Origin of the sequence: Allobosea sp. (assembly GCF_030695125.1) — a bacterium.
Taxonomy (GTDB): Bacteria; Pseudomonadota; Alphaproteobacteria; order Rhizobiales; family Beijerinckiaceae; genus Allobosea.
In genome coordinates, this window is sequence record NZ_JAUYTP010000028.1 from 87,328 (window position 1) to 109,145 (window position 21,818).

Annotated in this window: 18 protein-coding genes; 10 read left to right on the forward strand and 8 right to left on the reverse strand. The window is 67.0% G+C overall.

Translation table 11 applies throughout. From position 1 onward, the window contains the following. Positions 1-65: 65 nt before the first annotated feature. The 4 genes from Q8S38_RS08300 to Q8S38_RS08315 all read right to left on the reverse strand — a co-directional run bounded on the left by Q8S38_RS08300 (position 66) and on the right by Q8S38_RS08315 (position 3,880). Positions 66-1,274, reverse strand: a complete 1,209-nt coding sequence (locus tag Q8S38_RS08300) for an NAD(P)/FAD-dependent oxidoreductase (RefSeq protein WP_305679950.1) — start codon at positions 1,272-1,274, stop codon at positions 66-68. Continuing rightward, entirely contained in the window at positions 1,271-2,638 is a 1,368-nt protein-coding gene (locus tag Q8S38_RS08305; protein WP_305679951.1) for an FAD/NAD(P)-dependent oxidoreductase, read from the reverse strand. The genes Q8S38_RS08300 and Q8S38_RS08305 overlap by 4 nt, the downstream gene beginning before the upstream one ends. Further along, positions 2,631-2,939: a (2Fe-2S)-binding protein gene (locus tag Q8S38_RS08310; RefSeq protein ID WP_305679952.1), complete on the reverse strand. Its 309-nt coding sequence runs from the start codon at positions 2,937-2,939 to the stop codon at positions 2,631-2,633. Before Q8S38_RS08310 ends, Q8S38_RS08305 begins: the two co-directional genes overlap by 8 nt. Positions 2,940-3,046: 107 nt before the next feature. Continuing rightward, complete coding sequence (locus tag Q8S38_RS08315; protein WP_069054657.1) at positions 3,047-3,880, reverse strand: IclR family transcriptional regulator; 834 nt, start codon at positions 3,878-3,880, stop codon at positions 3,047-3,049. A 118-nt stretch (positions 3,881-3,998) separates the two neighbouring features. Between Q8S38_RS08315 and Q8S38_RS08320 the strand changes: the two genes are divergently transcribed. From Q8S38_RS08320 to Q8S38_RS08345, 6 genes are read left to right on the forward strand one after another with little or no spacing between them, the layout of a single operon-like run. Beyond that, positions 3,999-4,772 (forward strand): enoyl-CoA hydratase/isomerase family protein, encoded by a 774-nt coding sequence (locus Q8S38_RS08320; RefSeq protein ID WP_305679953.1) that lies wholly within the window; start codon positions 3,999-4,001, stop codon positions 4,770-4,772. Between the two features lie 60 nt (positions 4,773-4,832). Beyond that, on the forward strand, positions 4,833-5,903 hold the full coding sequence (locus tag Q8S38_RS08325) for an ABC transporter substrate-binding protein (RefSeq protein ID WP_305679954.1): 1,071 nt from the start codon (positions 4,833-4,835) through the stop codon (positions 5,901-5,903). Between the two features lie 23 nt (positions 5,904-5,926). Then, positions 5,927-6,985, forward strand: a complete 1,059-nt coding sequence (locus tag Q8S38_RS08330; RefSeq protein WP_305679955.1) for an ABC transporter ATP-binding protein — start codon at positions 5,927-5,929, stop codon at positions 6,983-6,985. Continuing rightward, on the forward strand, positions 6,982-8,748 hold the full coding sequence (locus Q8S38_RS08335; protein WP_305679956.1) for an ABC transporter permease subunit: 1,767 nt from the start codon (positions 6,982-6,984) through the stop codon (positions 8,746-8,748). Before Q8S38_RS08330 ends, Q8S38_RS08335 begins: the two co-directional genes overlap by 4 nt. Before the next feature lie 25 nt (positions 8,749-8,773). After that, a complete protein-coding gene (locus tag Q8S38_RS08340) occupies positions 8,774-10,309 on the forward strand; it encodes a class I adenylate-forming enzyme family protein (protein ID WP_305679957.1) in 1,536 nt (511 codons plus the stop codon). Next, positions 10,306-11,388 (forward strand): hypothetical protein, encoded by a 1,083-nt coding sequence (locus Q8S38_RS08345; RefSeq protein ID WP_305679958.1) that lies wholly within the window; start codon positions 10,306-10,308, stop codon positions 11,386-11,388. The genes Q8S38_RS08340 and Q8S38_RS08345 overlap by 4 nt, the downstream gene beginning before the upstream one ends. 120 nt (positions 11,389-11,508) lie before the next feature. On the opposite strand, the gene Q8S38_RS08350 is transcribed toward Q8S38_RS08345, so the two are convergent. The 4 genes from Q8S38_RS08350 to Q8S38_RS08365 all read right to left on the reverse strand — a co-directional run bounded on the left by Q8S38_RS08350 (position 11,509) and on the right by Q8S38_RS08365 (position 16,511). Further along, positions 11,509-13,104 (reverse strand): ABC transporter substrate-binding protein, encoded by a 1,596-nt coding sequence (locus Q8S38_RS08350; RefSeq protein WP_305679959.1) that lies wholly within the window; start codon positions 13,102-13,104, stop codon positions 11,509-11,511. A 186-nt stretch (positions 13,105-13,290) separates the two neighbouring features. Next, positions 13,291-14,124 carry an IclR family transcriptional regulator gene (locus Q8S38_RS08355; RefSeq protein WP_305679960.1) on the reverse strand — a complete coding sequence of 278 codons (834 nt, stop codon included), beginning with the start codon at positions 14,122-14,124 and terminating at the stop codon, positions 13,291-13,293. Between the two features lie 71 nt (positions 14,125-14,195). Beyond that, complete coding sequence (locus tag Q8S38_RS08360; protein WP_305679961.1) at positions 14,196-15,710, reverse strand: AMP-binding protein; 1,515 nt, start codon at positions 15,708-15,710, stop codon at positions 14,196-14,198. Positions 15,711-15,734: 24 nt separating this feature from the next. Beyond that, positions 15,735-16,511 (reverse strand): enoyl-CoA hydratase/isomerase family protein, encoded by a 777-nt coding sequence (locus Q8S38_RS08365; protein WP_305679962.1) that lies wholly within the window; start codon positions 16,509-16,511, stop codon positions 15,735-15,737. Between the two features lie 190 nt (positions 16,512-16,701). On the opposite strand from Q8S38_RS08365, the gene Q8S38_RS08370 reads away from it, so the two are divergent. From Q8S38_RS08370 to Q8S38_RS08385, 4 genes are all read left to right on the forward strand, one after another. After that, the gene (locus Q8S38_RS08370) at positions 16,702-18,249 is read left to right on the forward strand and encodes an AMP-binding protein (RefSeq protein WP_305679963.1); all 1,548 of its coding nucleotides are present in this window, start codon (positions 16,702-16,704) and stop codon (positions 18,247-18,249) included. 9 nt (positions 18,250-18,258) lie between these two features. Next, positions 18,259-19,227, forward strand: a complete 969-nt coding sequence (locus Q8S38_RS08375) for an ABC transporter permease (protein ID WP_305679964.1) — start codon at positions 18,259-18,261, stop codon at positions 19,225-19,227. Next, a complete protein-coding gene (locus tag Q8S38_RS08380; RefSeq protein WP_305679965.1) occupies positions 19,224-20,138 on the forward strand; it encodes an ABC transporter permease in 915 nt (304 codons plus the stop codon). Before Q8S38_RS08375 ends, Q8S38_RS08380 begins: the two co-directional genes overlap by 4 nt. 496 nt (positions 20,139-20,634) lie before the next feature. Beyond that, positions 20,635-21,788 (forward strand): IS3 family transposase gene (locus Q8S38_RS08385; protein ID WP_305679966.1). Its coding sequence is split into 2 segments (ribosomal slippage): positions 20,635-20,884 and positions 20,884-21,788, totalling 1,155 coding nucleotides; the frame shifts between segments, so codons are not numbered across the junction. The last annotated feature ends 30 nt before the right edge of the window (positions 21,789-21,818 follow it).

Here is a 21,818-nt window from a genome sequence, read left to right on the forward strand (position 1 = left end):
GGCCAGTACCTAACGCTCAAGCCCGCCTGGGAACTGTGAGTTGGCCGGCCTGCCACGAGCTCGCCTCAACCGATCGCTCGCCCTTTTTCGGCCGATCGCTCGATCCCCATGTCGCTGGGGCGGTCAAACTCCTTCTGGAATTTTTCGCTCACCACAGCGGGCGTCCGGAACCGTCCGATCGCGAAGTCTTCAAGTGGGGTGGGTGTCGATCCGTCGAGGATCATTTCGCTCAGGCAAAGCCCGACGCCGGGGCCGATCTGGAAGCCATGGCCGCAGAAGCCGAAGGCGTGGAACAGGCCCGGCGTGGTGTCGCTCCTCCCGATCACCGGGATCATGTCGGGCAGATAGCCCTCGATGCCGGACCAGACGCGGATCACATGCGCCTGCGCGAGGGCCGGCACGAGTCCTGCGAGCGCACGCATGGCAGCCAGCGTCTTGGCCGGCGGCACCGGCGCACGGTTTGCCACCGCATCGGCCGCCGTGCGCGGGTAGCCCGCGAGGATGACATTGCCGCGCTCGGTTTGGCGGGCGATGACGGAGCCGTCGATCGTCTGGAGCGAAGGCGCGAACACCATCGGCATCGGTTCGGTGACGAATTGCGGCGGCCCTGCCGCGAAGACCGGCGCCGTCTCCCCGAAGCACTCCGCCATCTGGACGGCCCAGGCGCCGGCCGCGTTGACGAGTGCCGCGCAGCTCAGCCCGCGCCCGTCGGCGGTGGTGATCCTGAAGCCGTCGCCTTGCCGGGTGACAGCCGTGACGGGAGCATTCTCGCGGATCTCCACGCCCTGCCGCAGCGCCGCACGCGCCACGGCCGGCGTTGCCAGCCGCGGGTTGGCGGTTGCGTCGCGCGCGCAGAAGGTGGCGGCGATCGCCCGTTCGCTCAGCCAGGGGAAGCGCCGGCGTAGATCGCTCGGCGCGAGCCGTTCGATGGCCAGGCCGTGCGACTGGGAGACCTGCGCATAGGCTTCGAGCCGTGCCGCCTCGTCGGAGTCGAAGGCACAATAGAGATGGCCCGTCTGCGCGAATTCGCAGCCCTCGCCGATCAGCGCCTCGAAATCCTCCCACAGCGCATGCGAGCGCAACGACAGGGGATACTGGCCGGGAAAGCGGCCCTGCAGCCGCAGATTGCCGAAATTCGTGCCGCTCGACTGGGCGCCGACCACGCCCTTCTCGAACAGCGTCACACTCTGGCCGCGCCGCGCCAGGAAGAAGGCCGTCCAGACACCGATCAGACCGCCGCCGATGATCGCGACGTCGGTGCTCGCGCGGCTCATGGCGTCGACTCCCCGGCGGCGGAGAGGGCGATCGGCTTGACCGGAGCCTGACCACGCAGGCGGCCGGCGCCAGCCCCGTCCTGGCCGGACGCTCCGGCCACGATTTCCTGGAGGGCCGGCCCGCAGACGCGGCCCTGGCAGCGTCCCATGCCGCAGCGCGTCATCGCCTTGACGCGGTTGACTTCGATCGGGCCCAGCGCCTGCGCCATGGCCGCGCGCACCGTGCCGATGGTGACGGATTCGCAGCGGCACAACAGCGTGTCGTCGGGCAGGGCCCGGATCTGGGAAGCCGGCCAGGCAAAGGCCCGCGCCAAGCTGCGCTGGAAGCCGCGCAGCCTGGCCAGCTTGCGCGTCAGCGTCCGGACCTCAGCAGCAGCGGGTGCTCCGCCGAGATCGGCCAGGATCGCATGGGCGGCGAGGGCGCCGCTGGCCTCGGCCGCGTCGGCCCCGCCGATGCTGGCGCCGTCCCCGGCGAGATAGAGGCCGGGGCGCGCCCGGCCGAAGGCATCCGTCTCCGGCAGGAAGAGCCGGAACGCCTCGTCATAGACGAAGCGGGCCCCAGCGAGATCGGCGAGCTGGGTTTCGGGCTTGAGGCCGTAGCCCAGCGCCACCGCATCGCAGGTGAAGCGGCGTTCGCGCCCTGCCGCATCGCGCAGCAGCAGGGACTGGACATGGCCGTTCCCCGCGATCGCGAGCGGGGTGACGCCGTGCAGGAGGGGCGTGCCGGCGCGCAGCGCGCCAGCCATGCCGCCGAGCCCGCGCAGCAGCGTGCGTGGCGAGGCCAGAAGTCCCGGCAGCGCCGTTGCCTTCGCGGCGAGGCCCGTCGTGTCCGCGATGACGGCGACGGTGCCGCCCATCTGCCGATATTGCTTGGCGGCGAGCAGCAGGAGGGGCGAGGAGCCGAGGAAGGCGACGCGCCGGCCGATCAGGCAGCCCTGATCCTTGAGCGCGACCTGGGCCCCGCCCAGGGTGAAGACCCCCGGCAGAGTCCATCCGGGCAATGGTGCCACCCGGTCCATGGCTCCTGTCGCCAGCAGCAGCTGATCGGCCTCGATCGTCTCCGCCCGCCCGTCATATAGGAGATGCAGCGTGCGCCCCTCGATCGCCCAGACCAGTGTGCGCGGGCGGTAGTCGATGTGCTCCGCCAGGGCGGCGAAGCGGCGGTGCAGCGCCTCGTAGCGGCCGGCCTCGCTGCCCATCAGAGCGTGCATGTCGAGCGCGAGATCGGGCGAGGGGCGGCGATAACCCTGGCCGCCGGCGCGCTCGCCCTCGTCGATCACGACGGGCCGGTGTCCGTGGCTGCAGAGCAATTCGGCCGCCGCGATACCGGCCGGCCCGGCCCCGACGATGACGATGCTACTCATGGGGACCGGCTGGCGGCTGGCTGGCGAGGATCATACCGTCCGCGACCGGCGTCGTGCAGGCACGCAACCTGCCGCCCTGCACGCTCCAGACCCAGCAATCCTGGCAGGCGCCCATCAGGCAGAAGCCCGAACGCGGCTCGCTCCCGAACTCGTGGCGGCGCAGGATCAGGCCGTTGGTCAGCAGGACGGCCAGGATGCTGTCGCCCTCCGTCGCGGCCAGGGGCAGGCCGTCGAACTCCACAGCGATCGCGGCCCCGCGACGCGTGGCGACGCGCATGAACTGGGCGCCGTCAGTGCTCATGACGACACCCAACTACCGCAATGCGATAAAGTCATGTGTATATTGGTAAGGTGGCCGAGGGCTCTGTCAAGCGATGCCGGCATGCCGGATCATGCGCGTCGAGACGATCAGACCCGCGAGATCGCGTGGGCGGCGGCGATGATCAGGGATGAGAAGCGGGCGACGACCTCCTCGCGGCTGTAGCGCGAGCAGGAGGCCGCGACATTGACCGCCCCTTCCGGACGGCCGCGATGGTCGAGGATGGGCGCGGCGATCGAGGCGTCCCCGAGATAGACCTCCTCGAAGGCGGTGGCGAAGCCCTGCGCGGCCGCCTGGCGAATCTTCTCCCGGAGCGCGTCGCGCTGCCAGGTCGTGGACGGGGTGTAGGCCTTGAGGTCGGAGGCGTCGATCACCGCCATCGCCTCGTCCTCCGGCAGGCGCGACAGCATCGCGATGCCCGGCGCCGTGCAATAGGCCGGCATGCGCGTGCCGATGATGACGTCGGTGTTCAGGACGTGCCGGCTGAGGAAACGCGAGACGAAGATGATCTCCGTGCCCTCCCGCATCGTCAGATTGACGGTTTCCTCGGTCTCCTTGCTGAGGTGCATCAGATAGGGCATCGCCCGGTCGACGAGGCGGCTGCTGCGGATGAAGTGATAGCCGAGATCGAGCGTCTTGGCCGTGAGCTCGAAGCGCTTGGTTTCGGCGTCCTTGTGGAGGTAGCCGAGCTGCGTCAGCGTATGGGTGAAACGCTGCGCCGCGCTGAGATCCATCCCCGTTTCCGAGGCGACCTGGGAGAGATTGAGCGTCTGATGCTGGCGGCCAAAGGCCGAGAGCACGCGGAAAGCCTTCTCCACCGAGTTGACCATCAGCGCGCTGGATCGGCCGCCCTGGTCGCCCTTGCCGCGCACCGGCCGCTCGCTCTTGAGGCTGGCGCCGCTGCGCTCGCTCGTCTCGGACATCGATGGTTCTCCTGCGGCGATCAATGGCTGCGGCCTGCGGCCTTGACAAGATCGGTCATTCGCGCCGATCATTCAATAGAACTTATCGCATATCGATAATAGTGCATCGGAGAGTGCCATGAAGGACTTCATCCTCAGCGAGGTGCGCGGCGCGGTCGGGATCCTGATCCTGAACCGCCCGGACAAGCTGAACGCCTGGAATGCGCCGATGCGGGCCCGCCTCGTCGAGGCGCTGGACGAGCTGGAGGCCGACGCGGCCGTGCGCGCCATCATCCTCACCGGCGCGGGCGACCGCGCCTTCGGCGCCGGGCAGGATCTCAACGAGACCAAGACCTTCGATCCCGACCGGGCCGAGCTGTGGATCGGCGAGTGGGAGCGCATGTATGACCGGATCCGCTCGCTCTCGAAGCCGATCGTGGCCGCGCTCAACGGCGTCGCGGCCGGATCGGCCTTCCAGGTGTCGCTGCTGTGCGACCTGCGCGTCGGCCATCCTGGCGTCACCATGGGCCAGCCCGAGATCAACTCCGGCATCGCCTCGACCACCGGCCCCTGGATCATGCGCGAGCTGATCGGGCTCGGCCGCACCATCGACCTGACCCTGACCGGGCGGATGATGGATGCCGAGGAGTGCTTCCGCATCGGCGTGATCAACCGGCTCGTGCCGCAGGAGCAGGTGATGGCGGCCGCGCTGGAACTCGCCACCGAGCTCGCCGGCAAGCCGCCGGTCGCGATGCGGCTCAACCGCGCCCGCTTCCGCGAGGTGACCGAGGCCGGCTTCCGCGACTGCCTGGCCGCCGGCATCCGCAACCAGCGCGAGGCCTACGCGACCGGCGAGCCGGCGCGGATGATGGAGGAGTTCCTCGCCAAGCGCGCCGCCAAGAAGAGCGCCTGAAGCGAGACGACCGGACGACCATGGGGAAAACGCGGAAAACCGCGTGAACGGGAGAGAACGATGACCAGCAGCATGATGAACAAGCCCAACCGGCGCCACCTTCTGCAACTGGCCGGCGGTGTCGCCGCCGGCGCAATGCTGGCGCCGGCCCTGATCGGGCGTGCCAGCGCCGCGACGCAGATCATCGTCGCCGATCCCGGCGGTCCCTTCGGGCCGGCGTTCCGCAAGGCCTTCTACGATCCCTTCGAGAAGGCGACCGGCAACAAGGTCGTCAACGTCGCCCGCGAGGCCGAGCCGACCGCCCAGTTCAAGGCGATGGTCGAGACCAAATCCTATACCTGGGACGTCTGCACGCTGACGCTCTCGGCGCGCGACATCCTCGCCGGCCAGGGCCTGCTCGATCCGATCGGCTTCACCCATGCCGACGTGCCCAAGCTGATGCCGGAGGCGATCTCGCCGCTGTTCATGGGCACGGATGTCTATTCGACGGTCTTTGCCTATCGCACCGACCGTGTGAAGACGGCGCCCGCGAGCTGGGCCGACTTCTTCAATGTCGAGAAGTTCCCGGGCCGGCGCGCGCTGCGCAAGAACCCGATCGATACGCTCGAGCAGGCGCTGCTCGCCGACGGCGTGCCGCTCGACAAGCTCTATCCGCTCGATGTCGACCGCGCCTTCAAGGTCCTCGACAAGATCAAGCCCCATGTCGCGGTCTGGTGGACTGGCGGCGCCCAGTCGACGCAGCTTCTCCAGAGCGGCGAGGTCGACATGCTGCCGGGCTGGAATGCCCGCCTGCAGGCGGCGATCGATGGTGGCACGCCCGCGAAGATCGTCTGGAACCAGGGCCTCTATTCGATCGAGGGCTGGGCCCTGCCGAAGGGCGGCCCGAAGGCCGAAGTCTCCCGCCAGTTCGTGCGCTTCTGTTCGGACCCGAAGGCCCAGGCCCTCTTCACCGAGATCCTGGCCTATGGCCCGACCAATCTCGACGCGTACCAGACGATTCCCGCCGAGCGCGCCAAGGTCCTGCCGACCTCTCCGGAAAACCTGAAGCAGATGACGATCGCCGACGAAGCGTGGTGGAGCGCCAACCGCGCCAAGGTCTCGGAGCGGTTCAACTCCTGGCTCCTGACCTGATCGCGATGACGATAGGGACCGACATGCCCGCCGCCGCGGCGACGAAGAGCAAGCTGGTCATCGAAGGGCTGTGCAAGCGCTATGGCGCGACCACGGCCCTCGAGCCGAGCTCGCTCAGCGTCGCCGAGGGCGAGTTCCTCACCTTGCTGGGGCCTTCGGGCTCCGGCAAGACAACCTTGCTTCAGCTGATCTGCGGTCTGGTCGAGGCGAGCGAGGGCAGGGTGGTGATCGATGGGCGCGACCAGTCGCACATGCCGGTCCACCAGCGCGACATCGGCCTCGTCTTCCAGCACTATGCGTTGTTCCCGCATCTGACCGTCGCCGAGAACATCGCCTTTCCCTTGAAAATGCGCAGGCGGCCCTCGGCCGAGATCGGTCAGCGCGTCGAGGCCGCACTCGCCATGGTCCATCTCGGCCAGCTGGCGAAACGCTTCCCGCGCGAACTCTCCGGCGGCCAGCAACAGCGCGTCGCGCTCGCCCGCTGCTTCGTCTACCAGCCCTCGATCATCCTGATGGACGAACCGCTCGGCGCGCTCGACAAGAAGCTGCGCGAGCACATGCAGATCGAGATCAAGCGGCTGCACCGCGAGAGCGGCGCCACCATCGTCTACGTCACGCATGATCAGGAGGAGGCGCTGGCGCTCTCCGACCGGATCTGCCTGATGAACCACGCCAGGATCGAACAGCTCGGCACGCCGCGCGAGATCTATGAGCGGCCCCGGACCGCCTTCGCCGCCGACTTCATCGGCATCTCCAACATCTTCCGCGGCCGCTGGGACGGCAATGGCTCGCTCGAGACGGCCCATGGCCGCTTCGCGCTCCCGCAGAATGCCGCGAGCCCAGGCGCGGAGCCCGCGCTCGTGATCCGACCCGAGCATCTGAAGATCGGCGCGCCCGACGGGAACGCCGTCACCGGCCGCGTCAGCGAAATCGTCTATGCCGGCTCCGAAACCCGCATCATCGCAACGCTGGCCGATGGCGGCCAACTGGTCCTGCGACTCGGCCCCGACGATACCGTGCCCGGCCTTCAGGAGCAGATCGTCGCCGGCTGGGCCCGCGACCGCGCGGTGCTCGTCGCATGAGCGCCGTCGCGGCTCCTTCCCAAGCGCGGGAGACGCGTGCCTTCCGCTTCGGTGCGCTCTGGCTCGCCGTGCCCGGCCTGCTGTTTTTGGCCGTCTTCTTCGTCTGGCCGGTGGCGCAGCTTTTAGGCCTGAGCCTGTTCGATCCCGACAGCGGCAAGCCCTCGATCGCCACCTATCAGCGGATCGCCGCGACCGACGTCTATCTGCGCGTGCTCGGAATCACCTTCCGCATCGCCGGCTATACCGCCCTGTATTCGCTGCTGATCGGCTATCCACTGGCCTATTGGCTGTCGCGCCTGCCCGACATGTATCGCGGCCGCATGCTGCTCTTCGTCATGGTGCCGTTCTGGACGAGCTACCTCGTCAAGACCTTCGCCTGGATGATCGTGCTCGGCCGCAGTGGCATCATCAATTCGCTGGCGATGGGCTCCGGTGTCGTCGATCAGCCGCTGCCGCTGCTGCACAACGAATTCGGCGTCATGGTCGGCATGGTCCACGCCATGGTGCCGCTGGCGGTGATGACGATGCTACCGGTCATGGCGGGCATCGACCGACGGCTCGTCCAGGCGGCGCAGACGCTCGGCGCCTCGCCGGCGCATGCCTTCTGGCTGGTCTATTTCAAGCTGTCTTTGCCCGGCGTCGCAGCGGCGGGGCTGCTGGTCTTCATCTCCTCGCTGGGCTTCTTCATCGTGCCCGCCTTCCTTGGCGGGCGTCGCGAGACGATGCTGGCGCAGTTGATCATCACGCAGGTGCAGGAATTGCTGAACTGGCCCTTCGCGGGTGCGCTCGCCGCGATGATGCTGGCGGCGGCGCTGATCTCCTGCTGGGTCTATGATCGGGTTTTCGGAATCTCGACCATCGCCGGCGGCGCGGCGCAGGTCGGCACGGGGCGGATCCGCGATCTCGGCCTGGCTATTCTCGCCGTGCTTGCCCGCATCGCAGGCACCCTGTCGCGTCTCGCGCAGACCCTGCTCGGGCGGCGCGGCAGCGGGCTCATCCTGCCGGCCTTCGCCTGGCTCGTGATCGGTTTCCTCGTGCTGCCGACGCTGCTGGTCATCCCGCTGGCCTTCACCTCCTCGCAATTCCTCGAATTCCCGCCGCCCGGCTATGGGCTGACCTGGTTCCGGACCTATTTCGAATCCCCGCTCTGGATCCAGGCGACGATCCGCTCCTTCCTGGTCGCCTTCGCGACGGCCATCGCGGCGACCGCCATCGGCGGCTTCACCGCGCTGGCGCTGGCCAACAGCCGCACGCGCTGGAGCGGGCTGATCTTCGCCTTCTTCCTCGCGCCGATGATCGTGCCGCGCATCGTGATCGCGGTGGGGCTTTTCTACCTGTTCGCCCGCATCGGGCTGGTGGCGACCGATCTCGGCCTGATCATCGGCCACACCGTGCTCGCCATCCCCTTCACGCTGGTCACCATGGCAGCCGTCCTCAAGGGCTACGACCAGAGGCTCGACCAGGCAGCGGCGACGCTGGGGGCCAACCGGCTGAAGACGCTGACCGGCGTCACCATCCCCCTCGTCAAGGGCGGTCTCGTCGCGGCCTTCCTGTTCGCCTTCATCACCTCCTTCGACGAGCTGACCATCGCGATCTTCATCAGCGGCGGCGTCAAGACGACATTGCCCAAGCAGATGTGGGACGACATGATCCTCCAGCTCAACCCGACGCTTGCGGCGGTGTCCGTGGTCGTCTTCGTCGTGGTGACGGTGATGCTGCTGCTGGCCGAACGCTTCCGCTCCTCGTCCTCTTCCGCCTCCTGACATCGCGCGAACCGAACGACCGACCATGACTCCCACCGACGATGCCGGCTTTGTCGATCTCCTGACGCGGTGCGCCGCCCGCGACCCCGAAAAGATCTACGCCCGCTATTGCGGCGAGCCCGTCACCTATGGCGAGATCGAGCGCAGTTCCTCGGCCTTCGCCGCGCATCTGCGGGCGCGGGGCCTGCAGCCGGGAGACCGCGTCGCGGTGATGATGCGCAATTCCGTCGCGGCCATCGCCGTCGTCTTCGGCCTGGCGCGGGCGGGGGTGGCCTGGGTTCCGGTGAACGCCCAGCAGCGCGGCGAGGGGCTGCGCTATCTGCTGACCCATTCGCAACCGAAGCTCGTCGTTGCGGACGAGGATCTCGCGACGCTGGTTACGGAGGCGCTGGCGGGGGCTGGCGCGCCGCCGCTGCTGCGCCGGGGCCCCGAACTCGACCGCATTCTGGCCGAGCCGGTTGCATTCGCGGAGCCCGCGCCCGCGCCCGACGACGTCTTCGCGATCATGTACACCTCCGGCACGACGGGACGGCCCAAGGGCGTGGTCGTCTCGCACCGCATGTTGCGGCTGGCTGCCGAGGGCGTCGGGCGCGTCTCGGCCGCGAAGCCCGGCGAGGTCTTCTTCGTCTGGGAGCCGCTCTATCACATCGGCGGGGCGCAGCTGCTGCCGCTGCCGATGATCCGCGACGTGACGCTCGCCATGGTCGACCGCTTCAGCGCCAGCCGCTTCTGGAGCCAGGTCAAGGCCGAGGGCGCGACCCATATCCACCATCTCGGCGGCATCCTGCAGATCCTGCTGAAGCAGCCCGAGAGCCTGCTCGACCGCAGTCATGGCGTTCGGATTTCCTGGGGCGGCGGCTGCCCGGCCGACATCTGGCCGCTGTTTCGCGATCGGTTCGGCATCGAAATCCGCGAATGCTACGGCATGACGGAAGCCTCCAGCATCACCACCTGCAACGACAACGGCGTCGTCGGATCTGTAGGCAAGCCGATGCCGTGGTTCACGGTCAGGCTGCTGCGGACGGACGGTACGCCGGTCGCGACGGCCGAGCGCGGCGAGATCGTGGTCGAGACCGATATCCCCGGCGCGATCTTCCCCGGCTATCTCGACAATCCCGAGGCGACCGCCAAGGCGCTGCGCGGCGGCGCGCTCCACACCGGCGATCTCGGCTCCTGGGACGAGGCCGGCAACCTCTTCTTCCACGGCCGCATGACCGACAGCGTTCGCTGCAAGGGCGAGAACGTCTCGGCCTGGGAGGTCGAGCATGTCGCGGCCGAGCACGAGGACATCGAGGACTGCGCCATGATCGGCGTCGCGTCGGATGTCGGCGAGCAGGACATCAAGCTCTTCGTCAAGCCGCGCGCGGGCGCCAGGATCGACGAGGCGGCGCTCTCGGACTGGCTCGCAGCCCGCCTCGCGCCCTACCAGAACCCGCGCTACATCGCCTTCGTCGACGAGTTCGAGCGCACGGCCAGCCAGCGCATCATGAAGCACAAGCTCTCGCCCCGGCTCGATGACGCCTGGGACCGCGCGGCACTGGCGATGGTCCCGCTGACATGAGCTCCTGCGACATCCTGATTTCGGGCACCGGTTCCTTTGCCGCCCGCATCGCCTTCGACATCGCCGCCGTGGCAACCGAGCCGGTCGAGGTCGTCATCGCCGGGCGAAACCGCAGCCGGCTGAATTGGCTACGCACGGCGGCGAACGCCCGGGCCGCCATGTTCGGCAGCAAGGCGCGCTTCACCGCCCATGCGGTGGATCTCCTTGCGCCTGATGCGTCCGACCAACTGCTCGCCGCGACCAATCCGGGCATCCTCGTGCAGGCGGCTTCGATCCAGACCTCCCAGATCATCGCCCAGACAGGCAACGCCTGGACGCGGCTGGTGGCGGAGGGGGGGCTGAGTGCAACGGCCGTGTTCCAGGCGCTGATCAGCTCGCGCGTCGCGGCTGCGATCGCGCGGCGCAGCCAGCCCGTGACCTTGATCAACTGCAGCTTTCCCGATGTCGTCAATGGGCTGATCACGGCGCAGGGCTATCGGGTCGCCTGCGGCATGGGCAATGTCGCGATCCTGTCGAATGTCTTCGCGGGCTCGGCCAGCGTCCCGCGCGGAGCCGCCATCAAGGTTCTCGCGCATTACCAGAATCTGGCCGCCTGGCGTCAGCCGCCGGAGCTGCGATCGGGCCGGGCGCCGCGCGTCTGGATCGACGGCGTTGAGGTCGAGGACGTCTTTGACCGTTTCGCCGACATCCAGCTGACGCCCGAGCCGGTCATCGAGATCTCCGGCGCGAGCGGCGTGCCGATGCTGCTCGCCATGGCCGCCGGCCGGGACTGGTCGGGCCATGTGCCGGGCCCCAACGGCCTGCCGGGCGGGTACCCGGTACGGCTTTCGCAAGGTGAGCTCGCGCTTGACCTGCCGCCGGGGCTCGGCGAGGCCGAGGCCATCGCCTGGAACGCATCGTTCGAGACGCAAAGCGGCATGACCATTGGCCAGGACGGCCTGGTGCGTTTTACCGGGATCCTGCGCGACCGTCTCGTGGCCCAGCATCCGGCGCTCGAAAACGGATTTGCCGTCGGCGATCTCGAGGCTGTTTGCGATGACCTGCAGCAATTGCGCGATCGGCTGATCGCGACGCCCTGAGCGACGATCGGCATTCCGGCAGCGCGCGTCGCGAGACGAGCAGACCGCAGACCGCGAACCGGATCCTTCGTCTCAAGGAGCAAAGGCCGTTGACACCGTCGTCAACGGCCGTTTCGGCTGTCATTTGGCCGTGCGATGGACGTCCGTCGCCAGCGTCAGTTCGTCGATCCGGGGATCGTAGCGCAGCGTGCCGCGCGTCGCCCAGATGTTCTTGAAGTGATAGAGCGGGATGATCGAGACGTCGCCGGAGACGAGCTTGACGGCATCCAGCACCAGCTTCTCGCGCTTGGCCTCGTCGACCTCGCCGATCGCCGCCGCCGTCAGGGCATCGAGCGCGGGATTGGAATACTGGGCCCAGTTGTACAGGCCCCAGCCGGTCGCCTGGCTGCGGGTCGCCAGCAGGTCGCGCAGCAGGCCCGTTCCCTCCATGGAGTTGTTGCTCCAGCTTCCGAGATAGGCTGCGAACTGGCTCTTGGCGCCGCGCGAGGAGTAGACGCTGAAGGGCATCGCATCGATAGCGACCTCGACGCCGATGCGGCTCCACATCTGCGCCAGCGCTTGGGCGACCTCGACGCTGTAGGGCGTCCGGTCATTGGCCGTGGACAGCGTCAGCTTGAAGCCGTCCGGAAAGCCGGCCTCGGTCAGGAGCTTCTTGGCCTTCTGCATGTCGTAGGCCGGCACCGGAGTCTTGGAGTCATGCCCGAGGATGCCTGCCGGCAGCCACTGGCCGGTCGGGGTCGCGGTGCCCAGCACGACGCGGTCGGCGATACCGACGCGGTTGATCGCCAGCGAGAGCGCCTCGCGGACCTTCTGGTTCGTCAGCGGCGACGGCTCGATCTTCGCCCCCTTCTTGTCGAGGATCGCAGGCGCATCCGGCGCCGGCTGGATCATCGGCACGACGTAGTTGACCCGCATGCCGGCCACCTCCGCGACCTTGACCTTGTCCGACGCCTGCAGGCGCGGCAGATCGCTGGCGGAGGGCGAGTCGATCACGTCGATGTCGCCCGCGAGCAGAGCCGCGGTCCGGACGGCGACGTTCGGGATCAGCCGCAGCGTTACGCTCGTCCAGTCGCTCTTCTTGCCCCACCAGCTGTCGTTGCGGACGAACTCGATGCGCTCGCCCGGCGTATAGCCCGAGAACTTGAAGGGGCCCGTCCCGATGGCCGCCTTGCCGCTGTTGTAGTCGGCCGTGGTCGCATCCTGGCCTGCATGGCGCGAGACGATGGCCAGGCGCGTCAGGTCGCTCGGCAGGTTCGGGATCGGCGTGGTGGTCGTCAGGCGGATCAGATGCGGGCCTGTGACCTCGACGCCGGTGATCGGCCGGATGATGCCGGCGAACCCGCCGAGATTGTTGGGCACATCGAGCGCCCGCTTCAGCGTGAAGGCGACATCGTCGGCCGTGAAGGGCTTGCCGTCATGCCAGGTCACGCCCTCGCGCAGGGTGAATTCCCAGACAGTCGGCGACACGGAGCGCCACGCGGTCGCCAGCCCCGGCGCCAGCTTACCGTCGGCCGCGCGATCGACCAGCCGATCGAACATGTGGAAGGCGACGAGATTGTTGGGCGTCGTGGAATAGAAATGCGGGTCGAGCGAATTGACCGATCCGCCCAGCCCGATGGTCAGTTTTTCCGCATGGGCCGCGTTCAGGCTCATCGTGAAAGCCGCCGCACCGAGCAGAAGCGACATACGCAGGCGGGTCGTCAGCAAAGAAGCCATGATCATCCCCTGTTTTATTGTATTGTAATAACTAATATTTGAAGACAATTTCTTTTGGCTGTCAAGGCTCGCGACCGTGCGGGGGCTGCAGCGTGTCTGCGTCCTGCGGCCGTGACTGCGATGAACGGGCGTGCGCAGGCGAGGGGAGCCGCGGCGGCTCGCCCGTCAGGCATCGGTGAGCAATGATCAGGCGCTGAGTGTCTCGGTTGCGCGTGCGGCGGCGGCGATAACCAGCGGCGCCAGATCCCGGATCGCCGCCGGGCGCTCATAGCGGGTCGTCAGCGTCGACAGATTGATCGCGCCGACCGCACGGCCGGCTCGGTCATGCACGGCGGCCGAGACCGAGATCGACCCCTGCTCCATGCTTTTCTCGGTGACGGCGAAACCCTCGGCTTTGACCGCTTCGAGAATGCGCATCATCTCGGCGGCGTCCTTCGCCCGCGTGCGACCGGGGACCGATTCATGCGAGGCGTTCCAGACCTTTTCGATATGGGCTGGTGCGGAATGCCCGAGCAGGACCTGACCGGAAGACGAGGACAGCGCCGGGAATCGGGTGCCGACCGGCAGGTTGATCGAGGAGATGTGGGTGCTCGCGATGGTGGCGATGATGACGATGTCGGCGCGATCGACCTCGACCCAGGAGATCGTCTCGCGCGTGCGCTCGGCCAGTTCGCGCATGGCCGGGTAGGCGGCATCCAGCGCGGTGTTGGACGAGACGACGCTTTGGGCGAAGCGGAAGACCTTCTTGGCCAGGGTGTAGCGCTTGGTCTGGTCGTCCCGGTCGAGATAGCCGAGCCGTTCGAGCGTGTAGATGAAGCGCTGCGAGGCGCTGCGGCCGAGCCCGGTGCGGATCGCGATGTCGGACAGGCTCAGGCTTGCCGTCGTCTTGTCGAAGGTCTCCAAGACCTTCATTGCCTTACCGACCGAGGCGACGAACAGACGTTCGTCGATCTCCCCGACCATGGGGCCGGCATTCTGCGGCGGCAGGCCCGGGCTTGCGTTCGTCGTTGCGTCCGGCATTGCGCCTTCTTGCTTTCCTGTCGATGGGGCGCAGCGTTACCATTTTTGCGCTGCGTCTCAAACCCGGTCAGTCAGCCCCGGAACTGATTCTCGAAACGCTGTTTGAGGAGATTTTTCTGTATCTTTCCCAAGGTGTTGCGCGGCATTTCGGAGATGACCTCGATCCGCTTGGGCACCTTGTATCCAGCCAGCGAGCGCTTGAGAGTATCGATCGCGGCGCGCGGATCGAAATCCGCAGCCGCAGGCGTCAGCTGAACGACGGCCATGACGGCTTCACCAAAGTCCACATGGGGGATGCCGATCACGGCGCATTCGGCCACGCCGTCCAGCGCATTGACGGCCGCCTCGACCTCCTTGGGATAGACGTTGAGCCCGCCCGAGATGATCAGGTCGGCGCCACGCCCGAGCACGCTGACGTAACCCTCCACGTCCCGGCGCCCGAAATCGCCGGTGCGGAACCAGCCGTCGCGGAAAGATGCGGCGGTCTTGGCGGGATCCTGCCAGTAGCCGAGGAACGGATAGGGCTGGCGCAGTTCGATCATGCCGACGGTCCCCGCCGGCACGACCCCGCCCTGCTCGTCGACGATGCGGATCTCCAATCCCGGCAGCGGCAGCCCTGAGCTGTCGGGCTGGCGAACGTCGTCGAGCCGGTTCGACGTCGCGATCAGGACTTCGGTGAGGCCATAGCGGTCGAGCAGGCGATGACCGGTTCGCGCCGCGAACGCCTCGAACGCGTCGGGACGCATCGGGGCCGAGCCCGTCACGAACAGCCGCATCGCGCTGCACAGGCCTTGGTTGAACCGGGGATCGGCCATCAGCCGGCTGTAATAGGTCGGTACGCCTGCAAAGATCGTCGCGCGCGGAAGCTGGGTCAGCACGCTCTCGGTCTCGAATTTCGGCAGCAGGATCATCGACGCTCCGCCCGCCAGCGCAGGCGTCGTCGTCCCGAACAGCCCATAGGCCATCGGGTTGGCGTGCAGCAGCGTGTCGGCCTCGGTGATCCCCCAGCAGGACGCCAGAGCGCGCGCATTCCAAATCACGGCTCCAGCCGAGAGCAGGGCGCCCTTGGGCCGCCCGGTCGTGCCGGAGGTGTAAACCATCGCGTTCGGGTCGGATGGCGCGACCGTCTGGAGCGGGCTCCCGCCGGGCATCGTCGCACTGCGTTCGGCGAGGGTGCCTGCTCCGCCGGAATCGAGCGTCAGGACGCAACAGCCCGCGCCACTTGCGACAGCGTGCCGGCTCGGATCGCAGATGACGAGTTTGGGCCGCGCGTCGCCGAGGATCTGACTGACCTCACTATCGGTCAGGCCGATGTGCACGGGGACGTAGACGGCGCCGAGGCGGCAGACGGCGAGGTAGAGCAGAACCGCTTCGGGCGACTTCTCGAGAATGCCTGCGACGAAATCGCCCTTTGCAACCCCTTCGCTCGCCAGCAGATCGGCGTAGCGTGCGGTGATGCCGGGCACATCCCCATAACGGACAACGCGACCATCCGCGTTCTCCATGAAGATGCGCTTCGGATCGCGCGCGCCGCCGATCAGGGCGGCGTAGACGTTCGCATCGTCGGGCACGGTGATGACGGCCATCGTGTCGTCCTGCTGATATCGGCGCTAGCGGCCGGTGAAGACGGGTTTGCGCTTCTCGGCGAAGGCGCGCGAGCCTTCGCGATAGTCGTCGCTGCGGTCGGCCAGATCAGACAGCGCGGCGATCTCTCCGGCCACGTCGGCGAGGCGGCCCTGCAGCAGCGCATCGCAGGCGAGCTTGGACGCCCGGATCGAAATGGGAGCGTTGGCGATGATCGGTTGCGCCATGCGCAGGGCCGCCTCGACGACGTCGCCCTCGACCACCTCCGAGACCAGGCCACAGTGCTGAGCCGAGCCCGCGTCGATGAGTTCACCGGTGTAGAGCATGCGTCTGGCCATGGTGATGCCGGCCGTCGCGACCAGCAATTGCGTGCTGTCGGCCGGATAGACCAGGCCGAGCTTGGCTGGCGGCACGCCGAATCGCGCCGTCGCGTCCGCGATCCGGAAATCAGCCCGCAGCGCCAGCGTGCAGCCACCACCGACGCACGGCCCGCTGACGGCGGCAATGACCGGGACCAGCGAGGCCGAGACGGCGGCATAGCAGGCCATGATCGAATCCCAATAGGCCTGTCGGGCCGGCGGATCGTCACGAACGGCTGCAAAGGCGCCGATCTCGTCGCCGGCGCAGAAGGCTCCGCCGCGGCCGGTCAGGATGATGGCGCGGATCGCGGGATCGGATCTCAGCGCGGTAAAGCTGTCGCCCAGGGCCTGCCACGCGGCGGCGTTCAGGGCATTGCGCTTGGCGGGACGATTGATCGCCACGATGGCGACTCCCTCGCGGCGATCGAGTTCGATATCGGCCATGCGCTCCGCTCAGTTGATATTGCAATATAATAACATTTATTATAAATGGCCGTGCAGGCTGTCAACGGGCGATCAGCCCCGCCGCTTGACAGGATCGCAATCCACTATCAAAATCCAATTATTGTTATTGTATATCGATATCGGCGAGCGAGCATCTGCTCGCGACCCGCCCGTCAGCACGGACCGCCTCATGCAGACCAACGCCATCACGATCGCACAGCTCTGGAATGCGCGCGCGGCCCGGGACCCGGGGCATGTCTATTGCCGTTTCGAGAATGAGAGCTGGACCATCGGCCAGCTCGACGAGCGCATCAACCGTGTGGCGAATGCGTTGCTGGCGTCGGGGCTCCAGAAGGGCGACCGCGTCGCGGTGATGCTGCCGAGCCACCCCGACCACGTGGTCGTCATCTTCGCCCTGGCCAAGGCGGGCCTCGTCCGCATTCCGGTCAATGTTCATCTCAAGGCCGCGGCGCTCGACTTCGTTTTCGATCGCTTCGAACCGCATGCCCTGATCGCCGACGAGGCCTATGCCGAAGCGCTGGCGCCGATCGTCGAGAGGTCGCCCGGATTGTCAGTGTTTTGGCGGGGTCGCGATGGGGCAGGGAGCCTGTCGGCACTGGTCGAGGCCGGCAGCCCGCTGCCGCCGCCGATAATCGTCGAGGCGGACGACATCATCGCGATCACGCCGAGCTCCGGCACCACTGGCGAGCCCAAGGGCGTCCTCAAGACCGATCGCAGCCTTCGTGCCGGACCGATGGGGACGCTGGCGCTGACGGGGGCGACTGCCGGCGACGTCTTCCTGCTCTGGGAGCCGCTGCATCATGGCGCTGGCGTCGCGGTGCTGATCGCGGCGCTGATGGAGCCGATCACGCTGGCCATGGTCGACAAGTTCAGCGCCTCGCAGTTCTGGGATCAGGTCCGCCGCTTCGAGGTGACGCATATCCACTATCTCGGCGGCGTCCTGCCGCTGCTACTCAAGCAGCCCGCAAGCCCGCGCGACCGCGACCATAAGGTCCGCATGGCCTGGGGCGGCGGCTGCCCGCTGGACGTCTGGCGCGCCTTCGAGGAGCGCTTCGGGGTCTCTCTCTATGAGGGCTACGGCCTGTCGGAGATGACGACCTTCGTAACCATCAACCCCGAAGGGCGGCTGGGCTCCTGCGGTCGCCCGCTGCCGTTCTACGAGGTGCGTCTGCTGGACGATGAGGGCGTCGAGGTCGGGGTGGGCGAGCCGGGCGAGATCGTCGTGCGTCCGCTGGAGCCCGGCCTGGCGTTCAAGGGCTATTTCCGCATGGAGGAGGCTGGCGCCGCTCTGGTCAAGGACGGCTGGTTTTCGACCGGCGACCTCGCCCGCAAGGACGAGGACGGCTTCCTTTTCTACTCCGGGCGCAAGAAGGACAGCGTCCGGCGGCGCGGCGTCAACATCTCGGCCTGGGAGGTGGAGCGCATCGTCCTGACCCATGACGACATCGAGGAATGCGCGTTGATCGGCGTGCCCAGCGAGATGGGCGACGACGACCTGAAGCTCTTCATTCGTGCGACGCCAGGGCGCGAGCCTGCACCGCTCGACCTGATCCGCTGGTGCGAGTCGCGGATGCCGTATTTCCAGATTCCGCGCTATATCGAGGCGATCGAGGAATTCCCGAAAACCCCCACGCAACGGATCAAGAAGAGCGACCTGAGCCGGAGCGTCGGCGAGAGCTTCGACCTGGAAGCCTCCGGCTACAAGATCGGGAGGTAGCGGGACGCCATGACCGGCTGGTTCCTTCAGCGACTGCTCCAGGCCGTCTTCGTCATGCTGGCGATGACGCTGATCGTGTTCATCGGCGTCAGCGTCATCGGCGATCCCGTCGAGGTGCTGATCTCCCCCGATGCCGACCAGGCGGAGCGGTTGCGGGCGATCGCGGCGTTTGGTCTCGATCGTCCGCTCTGGGCGCAGTACCTGTCGTTCCTGCACGGTGCCCTTCATGGCGATCTCGGCCGGAGCTTCGTCTACAACGAGCCGGCCCTGAAGGTCATTCTCCAGCGCATGCCGGCGACGCTCGAACTCGCCCTCTGCGCCATGCTCCTGTCGACCGTCATCGGCATCCCGCTCGGCCTCTATGCCGGACTGAAGCCGAATGCGCCGATGGCGCGCGTGATCATGACCGGCTCGATCCTGGGCTTCTCGCTGCCGGGCTTCTGGGTCGGCCTGCTGCTGATCATGGTCTTTGCGGTGCAGCTCGGCTGGCTGCCTTCGGGGGGGCGCGGCGAGACACGCCAGCTGCTGGGCATCGGCTGGTCGTTCCTGACGCTCGACGGCCTGCAGCATCTGGTGCTGCCGGCGCTCAATCTCGCGCTCTTCAAGATCTCGCTGGTCATGCGGCTGGTGCGGGCCGAGACCCGCGAGGTCATCCCGCAGGATTACATCCGCACGGCGCGCGCCAAGGGGCTGCCCGAGAGCAGCGTGATCTTTCGGCATCTGCTGAAAAACATCATGATACCCGTCGTCACCATCATCGGGCTCGAGTTCGGCTCGGTGATCGCCTTCTCGGTGGTGACGGAAACGATCTTTGCCTGGCCCGGCATGGGCAAGCTGATCATCGACAGCATCCACGTGCTCGACCGCCCGATGATCGTCGCCTATCTCATGATCATCGTCTTGATGTTCGTGGTCATCAATCTGCTGGTCGACTGCCTCTACACGGCGCTCGACCCCCGGGTGAGGCTGGGCAAATGACGGCACCCGCATCGATACCGGAGATCGCCCCCCCGCCGCGCGCGACGCCCGCGCGGCGCTTCATGCGGGCCTTCGCGTCGTCGAAGCTCGCGATGGGCGGCCTCGTCGTCTTTGCCGCGATCGCGCTGGCTGCGCTGCTGGCGCCCTGGATCTCGCCGCAGAACCCCTATGACCTGATGCAGCTCGACATCCTGGAGGGACGGCTGCCGCCGGGCTCCGTCTCGGGCACCGGGATGACCTACTGGCTCGGCACGGACGACCAGGGCCGGGACATGCTCTCGGCCATCCTCTACGGCCTGCGGATCTCGCTCGCGGTCGGCATCTGTTCGGCTCTGCTGGCGGCAGCCGTCGGCACCACGCTGGGCCTGTTCGCGGCCTATGCAGGCGGGCGGATCGAGACAGCGCTGATGCGGCTGGTCGATCTGCAGCTCTCCTTTCCGACGATCCTGATCGCGCTGATGATCCTCGCCTTTCTGGGCAAGGGCATCGCCAATGTCGTCCTCGCGCTGGTGATCGTCGAATGGGCAACCTATGCCCGCACGGCCCGGGCCAGCGCGCTGATCGAAAGCCGCAAGGAGTACATCGAGGCGGCGCTCGCGATGGGCGCGCGGCCGATGCGGATCCTGTTCCGGCACCTGCTGCCGAATTGCCTGCCGCCCCTGATGGTCATCGCAACCGTCCAGATCGCGCGCGCCATCGCACTGGAGGCGACCCTGTCGTTCCTCGGACTGGGCGTTCCGGTGACCGAGCCGAGCCTGGGAATGCTGATCGCCAATGGCTACCAGTACATGCTGTCCGGCAAGTTCTGGATCAGCTTCTATCCCGGTCTCGCCCTGCTCGCGACCGTGGTGGCGATCAACATGGTCGGCGATCACCTGCGCGACGTTCTAAACCCTCGCAGGGTCGCCTGACAGCTGCGGTTCGCGCCCTCAACGCCAGTCGTCTATTCCAAGCGCACCCATCACCTCGTGCGACGATCAAGGGCAGATAGGTCGTCGCTGCTATCGACTTTCGAGGACCGCCCGCGAATCCGATGGACGGCCTGCGGGGAGGGGGAGCCGCTGCGCTAAGTTAGCCGACCGGCAAAGAGCCACTCGTTTTCCGGCAGGTTCTTGGCGGAACTGGCGCGCTTGCACAGGTCGGGCTGAATTGCTCGCGTCGACAGAACCCTGCTGCTGGGAACTGAGCGAAGCCGGCGTCGGATGTCAGATTGCGGAACTCGACCGACAATCGAGGCAACACTGTGCCTCTCTCTTCAGAGCTGTCCGTCTCGTATCGTTCTTCATCCCTCAGTCACTTCGCAATTCTCGCACCTGGAGCAAGTGCCAATTCGGCCCGCCGGACTCTGGCCTGCTGCCGGTTTCGTGGACACCGAGATTGGGTGTTTCATGAAGCCGGAGGTGGCAGATGCAGCGAAGACGATTTGGGCGTGAGTTCAAGATCGAGGCGGTTCGCCTGATCAAGGATCGCGGTGTGAGCGTCGCGCAGGCGGCTCGGGACTTGGATGTCCACGAGAACGTGCTGCGCAAATGGGTGAAGGAGTTTGCCGCCGATCCGGCGCAGGCCTTTCCCGGACCTGGTCATGTGAAGCCCGAGCAGCTCGAGATCGAGCGGTTGCGGCGTGAGGTCGTCAAGCTCAAGGCGGAGCGCGACATCCTAAAAAAGGCCGCAGCCTACTTCGCGAGGGAAGCAATATGAGGTTCGCTTTCAGCGCGAGGCACCGGAGCATCTGGCCGGTGGCATGGCTTTGCGAAGCGCTGGATGTCTCCCGCTCCGGGTTCCATGCCTGGTTGACGCGCTCGCCGAGCCAGCGCTCCGTGGACGACGAGGTGGTTGGCGCCAAGGTCTGTGCGAGCTTCAAGGCGAGCGACCGGACCTATGGCGCTCGCCGTGTCTGGCGTGATGTCCTGGCTGACGGCGTCTCTTGCGGCTTGCACAAGATCGAGCGCCTGATGCGGATGCAGGCCTTGCGGGCGCGTCCCCGGCGTCGTGGCCGTCCGAAGGACGAGGGAGCACGACTGACCTCGGTCATCGCGCCCAACGTCCTCGATCGTCAGTTTACTGCGACCCGGCCGAACCAGCGCTGGATCGCCGACTTCACCTATGTCTGGACGGCGGAAGGCTGGCTTTACGTGGCTGCCGTGATCGATCTGTTCTCACGGCGTGTTGTCGGCTGGTCGATGAAGGCGGAAATGACGGCAGCGCTCGTGACCGACGCGCTCATCATGGCGATCTGGCGCCGTGGCAAGCCGGACGCCCTGCTGCACCACTCGGATCAGGGCAGCCAATACACCAGCCAGCACTTCCAGGAACTGCTGGCCGAGAACGGGGTCACCTGCTCGATGAGCCGGTCCGGCAATGTCTGGGACAACGCCGCCATGGAGAGCTTCTTCTCCTCCCTGAAAACCGAGCGGATCAGGGCCAAGGTCTATCGGACGCGCGACGCGGCCAGGGCAGATGTGTTCGACTACGTCGAGAGGTTCTACAACACGATCCGCAGGCACTCGGCCATCGGCTATCTCAGCCCGGCCGAGTTCGAAATGAAGGTGGGATTAGCTTAACTGACCGTCCACGAAACCGGCAGCAGGCCA

What these genes read in the sequence shown, in the direction of transcription:
- Q8S38_RS08300 (WP_305679950.1), bottom strand. Translation starts at nt 1,274, where the DNA reads ATGAGCCGCGCGAGCACCGACGTCGCGATCATCGGCGGCGGTCTGATC.
- Q8S38_RS08305 (WP_305679951.1), bottom strand. Translation starts at nt 2,638, where the DNA reads ATGAGTAGCATCGTCATCGTCGGGGCCGGGCCGGCCGGTATCGCGGCG.
- Q8S38_RS08310 (WP_305679952.1), bottom strand. Translation starts at nt 2,939, where the DNA reads ATGAGCACTGACGGCGCCCAGTTCATGCGCGTCGCCACGCGTCGCGGG.
- Q8S38_RS08315 (WP_069054657.1), bottom strand. Translation starts at nt 3,880, where the DNA reads ATGTCCGAGACGAGCGAGCGCAGCGGCGCCAGCCTCAAGAGCGAGCGG.
- Q8S38_RS08320 (WP_305679953.1), top strand. Translation starts at nt 3,999, where the DNA reads ATGAAGGACTTCATCCTCAGCGAGGTGCGCGGCGCGGTCGGGATCCTG.
- Q8S38_RS08325 (WP_305679954.1), top strand. Translation starts at nt 4,833, where the DNA reads ATGACCAGCAGCATGATGAACAAGCCCAACCGGCGCCACCTTCTGCAA.
- Q8S38_RS08330 (WP_305679955.1), top strand. Translation starts at nt 5,927, where the DNA reads ATGCCCGCCGCCGCGGCGACGAAGAGCAAGCTGGTCATCGAAGGGCTG.
- Q8S38_RS08335 (WP_305679956.1), top strand. Translation starts at nt 6,982, where the DNA reads ATGAGCGCCGTCGCGGCTCCTTCCCAAGCGCGGGAGACGCGTGCCTTC.
- Q8S38_RS08340 (WP_305679957.1), top strand. Translation starts at nt 8,774, where the DNA reads ATGACTCCCACCGACGATGCCGGCTTTGTCGATCTCCTGACGCGGTGC.
- Q8S38_RS08345 (WP_305679958.1), top strand. Translation starts at nt 10,306, where the DNA reads ATGAGCTCCTGCGACATCCTGATTTCGGGCACCGGTTCCTTTGCCGCC.
- Q8S38_RS08350 (WP_305679959.1), bottom strand. Translation starts at nt 13,104, where the DNA reads ATGGCTTCTTTGCTGACGACCCGCCTGCGTATGTCGCTTCTGCTCGGT.
- Q8S38_RS08355 (WP_305679960.1), bottom strand. Translation starts at nt 14,124, where the DNA reads ATGCCGGACGCAACGACGAACGCAAGCCCGGGCCTGCCGCCGCAGAAT.
- Q8S38_RS08360 (WP_305679961.1), bottom strand. Translation starts at nt 15,710, where the DNA reads ATGGCCGTCATCACCGTGCCCGACGATGCGAACGTCTACGCCGCCCTG.
- Q8S38_RS08365 (WP_305679962.1), bottom strand. Translation starts at nt 16,511, where the DNA reads ATGGCCGATATCGAACTCGATCGCCGCGAGGGAGTCGCCATCGTGGCG.
- Q8S38_RS08370 (WP_305679963.1), top strand. Translation starts at nt 16,702, where the DNA reads ATGCAGACCAACGCCATCACGATCGCACAGCTCTGGAATGCGCGCGCG.
- Q8S38_RS08375 (WP_305679964.1), top strand. Translation starts at nt 18,259, where the DNA reads ATGACCGGCTGGTTCCTTCAGCGACTGCTCCAGGCCGTCTTCGTCATG.
- Q8S38_RS08380 (WP_305679965.1), top strand. Translation starts at nt 19,224, where the DNA reads ATGACGGCACCCGCATCGATACCGGAGATCGCCCCCCCGCCGCGCGCG.